Raw genomic sequence first — 6,161 nt, forward strand, 5'->3', positions numbered from 1 at the left:
GCTGGAACAACTCCCACAGCTCATCCGGCACCAGCCGCTCAACGATCCCCACACCGGCAGACTATCGAACACGCCAAATGAGATGACCTGTTAGGTGAGCCCGGATTCAGCGACCAGGGCGCTGAGCTGGGTGTTCGGTGTCCGTGTGGTCATGAGCACCTGCCCCGATATACCCGATATACCGCTTGGCCTGTCCCTCACCGTACCGCTGCGGATAACCCGCCGGTTGACTGTTCATCAGGCCCGGGCCCGGTGGCCGAAATGCCGCCTCGGATCTCCTCCGTGCCCACGTCTGCACACCGCCTGTGATGCCCCATGCCCCGAGGAGGTCTCGCCTTGGACGAGCAGGACGACCGCTGGATCGTCGCTACGGCGTCGGCTCTGCTGACGGCGGAGTGCGAGCGGACCCCGATCGAAGCGCTGACCGCCCGGCGGCCGGGTTTGCCGCTGGAGACGGCCTACCGGGTGCAGGAGGCGGCGGTGGCCCGGCAGGTCGCGGGCGGAGCCCGCGTCGTCGGCCACAAGGCCGGGGTGACCTCTTTGGCCATGCAGGAGCAGATGGGCGTCGATGAGCCGGACTCGGGCGTCCTGCTGGACCACATGGTGTTGCCCACGACCCGACCCTGCGCGACGGCCACCACGCCGTCGGCCACCAGCTCGACGCCGGCCAGCTCCGCGCCTACGCCACCGTCGCGAACGCCGCCAAGGTGCCGGTGGTGGAGGTCGGCCACGGCAACGGACTGGGTGCCTCCAGCCTCCAGATCGGCCGCGCCCGGCTCGATGACGCCACGATGCTCACCACCGTCCGCGAGGCCCTCACCTCGTCACGGATGGGCGTGGGCGCCGACCTGGTCCGCGCCTCCCAGCCCGGCACCCTCATCGGTGTCGAGCGCGGCGGCGACGAAACCGCGGCCCGTCGCCCAGGCGGACGGAGAAATTGTCAATACTGTGGATCAAGCGTTCTATAGACTCCCCGGATGGCCAGCGATCTTCTTCGTCTCACCGTCCTGGGGTGTGCGACGCCCTATGCGAGCGTGGACAACCCGTGCTCCGGCTACCTGGTTTCCAGCGGCGGCACTCGGGTCTGGGTGGATGCAGGCAGCGGGACGCTGGCGCAGCTGCAGGGGTATGTCCGGCTCGATGAGCTGGACGCTATCTGGATCTCGCACCTGCACGCCGATCACAGCGCGGACCTGCTCACCGCCTACTACGCTGTGCTCTTCGCGGACATACAACTTGCTGCGCCCATTCCCCTGTACGGGCCGCCAGGCATCGCTGACCGGCTGGCCCACTTCCTCACCAACACCTCGACGCGTAGCCCGGTCGAGTCTGCCTTCGCCGTCCATGAGCTGGAAGACGGGCATCAGGCGCGGGTCGGCGCACTCACCATGACCAGCCGGGCAGTGGCGCACGGCATCCCGGCCTTCGCGGTGCGCATCGAGGCCGAGGGCCGATCGCTGGTCTACTCCGGGGACACAGCACCGTGCGCGAACCTTACGCGGCTGGCCGAGGGATGCGATGTGCTGCTGTGCGAGGCTGAGAGTGACCTGGCGCCGGTCGAGGGCGAGCAGGTGCACCACACGCCCGAAGACACCGGCGACACGGCCAGCGCGGCCCGGGCGGGCCGGTTGATCGTCACCCACGTTGGCCGTTTCCTCACCCCGCAACAGGCGGTGGCACGCGCCTCGGCCCGGTTCGACGGTCCCGTCGACTATGCCGCACCCGGTGCCACCTTCTCAGTCGGTTAGGCCGCAACTGCCTGGGGCCGTTCGACAAGACGGCCGCGTTCGAAGCGAGCTCCGGCGCGGACGAGGGCTACGATGTGGGGTGCGTTCACGGCCCGCCACCGCTGCTGGGCGGACTCGATGAGTCTGAAGACCATGGCCAGCGCGGCCGCGCGGGAGCCGGCCCCGCGGGTGACCTTCGTGCGCAGGCGGACGGTGGAAAAGGCGGACTCGATGGGGTTCGTGGTCCGAGGGTAAGTCCAGTGCTCAGCGGGGAAGTCGAAGAACGCCAGCGGCTGCTCCTTGTCGTCGGTGATCTTCTTGACGGCCTTGGGGAACTTCGCGCCGTAGAGCTGGGCGAGTGTCTTGATCGCCGCCTCGGCAGTCGCGGTCCTCGGCGTTGTAGATGCCCTCAATGGCCTTCCTCGCGCCCGGCTGAGCGGACTTTGGCATGGAGTCGAGCACATTTGCGGTTTCGTGACCCCAGCACCTTTGCTCGCGAGTGGCGGGGAACACCTCGGCGAGGGCCTTCCAGAAGCCCAGGGCTCCATCGCCGATGGCCAGGACCGGGGCGCGCATGCCCCGGCGGGAACAGTAGCGCAGCAGGTCGGCCCAGGACTCGCCCGATTCGCGGTAGCCGTCCTTGAGCGCGACGGGTTCCTTTCTGCCGTCCGCGCGCACACCGACGAGCACGAGCACGCACGCTTTGGCCTCCTCCAGGCGGACGTTCAGGTGGAGGCCGTCGGCCCACACGTAGACGTATTCGGCTTCCGAAATGGCGCGGTCCATGAGCGCATCGTGGTCGGCCTGCCACTGCTGGGTCAGCCGGGTGACCGTCGCGGGCGAGAGCCCGGCCGCCGAGCCGAGGAACTGCTCCAGCGCTGGGACGAAGTCGCCGCAGGACAGGCCGTGCAGGTAGAGCAGTGGCAGCACCTCGCTGATCTTTGGCAACCTTCGGCACCACGGCGACAGGATCGCGGAGGAGAACCGCTTGCGCTCACCCGTCTGCTCATCGACGCGCTTGTCGTTCACCCGCGGGGCCTTCACCTCGACCACGCCAGCCGCGGTGGTGACCTTCCTGGGCCGGTGGTAGCCGTTGCGGACCACGAAACGGCGTCCGTGCTCATCGCACTCGCCTGCCAAGCCAGCTAAATGAGCATTGACTTCGGCCTCCAGCGCGGCGGCGAGCATCCGCCTCGCACCTTCGCGGACAATCTCGTCGATCAAAGAGGAGCCGTTGGCGGTAGCGCCGTCGTCGTTCACCACGCTGAGCACAGGCGTGCCTTCCCGACCCGCGCGGCTACGCGGACCTACCCGATGCCAGCCGATCGATCACTCGGAAGGTACGTCCTCCCGCGCCGATCCACGGGATCTGAGCAGCGCTCGCGGACTGCCATCGAACTCCTACTTCGCTGGCAGTCCGCTCCGGTGACACAACAGCCGACCGTGGTGGCGGGGCCGGGCGCCTTAACCTGGTCCGTACGCGGTTGCTTAGCAAGGGACGGCGGCGAGCAAATCGCGTTCCCCCACGCCGTGAGGCTGGTCGTACACAGCCTTCTGCCGACCCTGCTCAGTCAGCTACCGGCAGCAGCGCCGAGACCTCCGCTGTCGGGCCTGGTCTCGGAGGCCTGCTCTGCAGCACTGCCCGCGCGGTGCTCCGTGCTGACTTCGGCGCCTGCTTCGGCGTAGGCGGTGTACATCACGCTTCCCTGCTGACGCGACCTCTCGGCGCGGTTCTTCTTGACGAGATTCTCCAGGGCGTTGCGCACCGTCTGGACGGATGTCGCCCGGTCGGGATGATCCTGTGCGAGCAGGTCGGCAATTTCGCGCGCCATGCGCGGTTCTCCGGGGGCCTTGTGCAGAATGCCCAGGACGAGCTCGTGCAGCGGCGGTCCTGCCTTCGCGGACGCGGCCTTGGCCGACGGCGCGGGAGAGACCGCTGACTTCTTCGCCGTGTCCCTGCGGGCAGCCGACTTTGCCGCAACCTTCTTCTTTTCCGCCGGCGGCTTCTTGGCCGTGCCCCTGGCCTTGGCCGCGGCCGACTTCTTGGCCGTGGACTTGGATGCCGCCGCCTTGGCAGGGCCGTCCTGCCGGGGCTGTGGCACGGACGCTGCCGTCTCGGCCGGGTCCGTGTGCTGGCGCGCGGACGCCGGAGACTCTTTATCCACGGTGTCGTCAGCGGCCGTCACAGAGGTGGGCAGATCGTTCAGTTGCCTGAGCAACCAGGCCTCGTCCTGCTTGAGTTGCTCCAGCATCTGCGCCAGCTCGGCCTGCCTGGCGCGGTTGTCCTCCAAGTCGCTGGCGTACTGCTGTGCGTACTTGTTCCGGATGGTGGTCGCAACGGTTTCGTCTGGCACGGGATGGTGCTCCTTGTCGTGAGGGGTGTTGCCGGATGCTACTCACACAGGCGGGGCAGTAACTGCTCTTGCGGCACGGTCACCACTGTCGCGGGACTGAACAGGGTCGCACACGGACCTCGCCGAACAGGGCCTGACGGCGGTGCAAGGCCGACGGCAACACGTCCAAACGGCATTCCCGGCTGCACGCGCACGAGTTCGAAAACCGCGCCGCTCCGCCACACACTGCGTGTGCGTCTGCCGCGTGTCATGGGAGTGTGAGACTTGCACACCGGCCCAAACATGAACAGGGGAGTGGGACGTGGCTGCGGGGAACACCCAGACACCCCAGCTGACCCGGGCGCACCGGGTTCTCATCGGCGTGGTGGTCTTCGGTGCCGTGATCATCGCGGGCATCGGTTTCGCCGGGTCGTACGCCGCCGTACGCGAACTCGCCCTGAAGAAGGGCTTCGGGGACTTCTCCTACGTCTTCCCGATCGGCATCGACGCGGGCATCTGCGTGCTGCTCGCCCTCGACCTGCTGCTGACGTGGATCCGCATCCCGTTCCCGCTGCTGCGCCAGACGGCGTGGCTGCTGACGGCTGCGACGATCGCGTTCAACGGCGCGGCGGCCTGGCCCGACCCGCTCGGCGTGGGCATGCACGCCGTGATCCCCGTCCTGTTCGTGGTCGCCGTGGAGGCGGCCCGGCAGGCGATCGGCCGGATCGCGGACATCACGGCCGACAAGCACATGGAGGGCGTCCGCCTCACCCGCTGGCTGCTCTCGCCGGTGCCGACGTTCCTGCTGTGGCGGCGCATGAAGCTGTGGGAGCTGCGCTCCTACGACCAGGTGATCAAGCTGGAGCAGGAACGTCTCGTCTACCAGGCGCGCCTGCGCTCGCGTTACGGCCGTTCCTGGCGCCGCAAGGCCCCGGTGGAGTCCCTGATGCCGCTGCGGCTGGCGAGGTACGGCGTCCCCCTGGCGGACACGGCCCCCGCGGGCCTCGCGGCGGCCGGCATCAACGAGCAGCCCGTCCAGGTCACCGTCGACCGAGTTGAGATGCCCACCTTGAAACAGGTCGACCCCACCGAACGCGTACTGATCGACGCCGAGTCGACCTCATGGGCCGCCTCTACGAGGACAACGGCCGCTGGGTCGTACGAAAGGACGGCTCGCATGCCCTCGGGGATGATGCCGAGGAACACCTCGGCCGCCGGCACGCCGGTCGCATCTCGGCGCGGTGCCATCGGACGGTGCCCTCATGTGCCTTCGCAGGCCCGAGGCCACCATGCCCGCGGCACGCGCCAGGAAGCGAGGGGTGTGCGTGTCCTTCACCGAAGCTTCGGCTGCACGCGCGGCACCTTGGACGTTCATCGCATCCCTGCAGTGGGGGGTTGCGGCGACCACGAGAGCTCCAAGTCCGCCGAGAGTGCTTGACCGGCAGTCCAGCCCGGCCCGCAGAGGGAGGTGGACCGGGCAGCCGTGACGTGGCCGACGCAGCGGCGGCGAGGTCCGCGTAGTCGCCGGTGTCAGAGGAGGCTGGCGGTGAAGACGCCGGACGTATTGGTGAGCCCTTGAGACGTGGTGCAGCCAAGGAGATCTGTCGAGTGCAGGATGAAGGTGGCGCTGATGACGTTGCCTGCGTAGTCGCCGGAACTGACTGGTCCGGTCAGGGTGGAGACGACGATGCCGTTGGGCCGGACGGTGATGGCCGCGGTGTAGGTGAACCGGGAGGGGCTGGTTCCCGGATCGGACCAGTCGATGGTTCCGGACCCACTGCTGCTGCCCGTCAGGCAGTTGAGGCTGCCGCTTCCGTTGAAGGTGTAGCTCGCGGCGGTGTGGTTGCCATCGGTGGACACGCAGCCGCCAAGGGTGCCGGTGGAGGAAACGGAGGTGGGAGCGGGCGGCGCATACTTCAGCCCCGGGGTGTAGGTGGTGCTCTGAGCGCCGATCGGACATATCACGCTGCCGCTGGTGCTGGAAGCAGAAGCGGGAGCAGCCATGGCTAACAGGTCATCTCATTTGGCGTGTTCGATAGTCTGCCGGTGTGGGGATCGTTGAGCGGCTGGTGCCGGATGAGCTGTGGGAGTTGTTCCAGCG

General features: G+C 68.1%; 4 protein-coding genes and 2 pseudogenes. 3 read left to right on the forward strand and 3 right to left on the reverse strand.

Going from position 1 to position 6,161, the window contains the following annotated elements; translation table 11 throughout:
- Positions 1 to 623: 623 nt before the first annotated feature.
- Both ACZ6KF_RS33765 and ACZ6KF_RS33770 read left to right on the forward strand, forming a co-directional pair.
- Positions 624 to 836 (forward strand): annotated as a pseudogene (locus tag ACZ6KF_RS33765) (4-hydroxy-2-oxovalerate aldolase); the annotation flags it as partial.
- 141 nt (positions 837 to 977) lie between these two features.
- Complete coding sequence (locus tag ACZ6KF_RS33770) at positions 978 to 1,748, forward strand: MBL fold metallo-hydrolase (RefSeq protein ID WP_469241996.1); 771 nt, start codon at positions 978 to 980, stop codon at positions 1,746 to 1,748.
- On the opposite strand, the pseudogene ACZ6KF_RS33775 reads toward ACZ6KF_RS33770, so the two are convergent.
- Positions 1,745 to 2,999 (reverse strand): annotated as a pseudogene (locus ACZ6KF_RS33775) (IS256 family transposase). The gene ACZ6KF_RS33770 and the pseudogene ACZ6KF_RS33775 sit on opposite strands and share 4 nt — an antisense overlap.
- Positions 3,000 to 3,298: 299 nt before the next feature.
- Positions 3,299 to 4,081 carry a hypothetical protein gene (locus ACZ6KF_RS33780; protein ID WP_469241998.1) on the reverse strand — a complete coding sequence of 261 codons (783 nt, stop codon included), beginning with the start codon at positions 4,079 to 4,081 and terminating at the stop codon, positions 3,299 to 3,301.
- A gap of 301 nt (positions 4,082 to 4,382) precedes the next feature.
- On the opposite strand from ACZ6KF_RS33780, the gene ACZ6KF_RS33785 reads away from it, so the two are divergent.
- Positions 4,383 to 5,498 carry a DUF2637 domain-containing protein gene (locus tag ACZ6KF_RS33785; RefSeq protein ID WP_469242000.1) on the forward strand — a complete coding sequence of 372 codons (1,116 nt, stop codon included), beginning with the start codon at positions 4,383 to 4,385 and terminating at the stop codon, positions 5,496 to 5,498.
- Between the two features lie 92 nt (positions 5,499 to 5,590).
- Here the strand turns inward: ACZ6KF_RS33785 and ACZ6KF_RS33790 are convergent, their stop codons facing one another.
- The gene (locus ACZ6KF_RS33790; protein WP_469242002.1) at positions 5,591 to 6,064 is read right to left on the reverse strand and encodes a hypothetical protein; all 474 of its coding nucleotides are present in this window, start codon (positions 6,062 to 6,064) and stop codon (positions 5,591 to 5,593) included.
- Positions 6,065 to 6,161 lie beyond the last annotated feature (97 nt).

Source organism: Streptomyces sp. NPDC046379 (assembly GCF_055587785.1).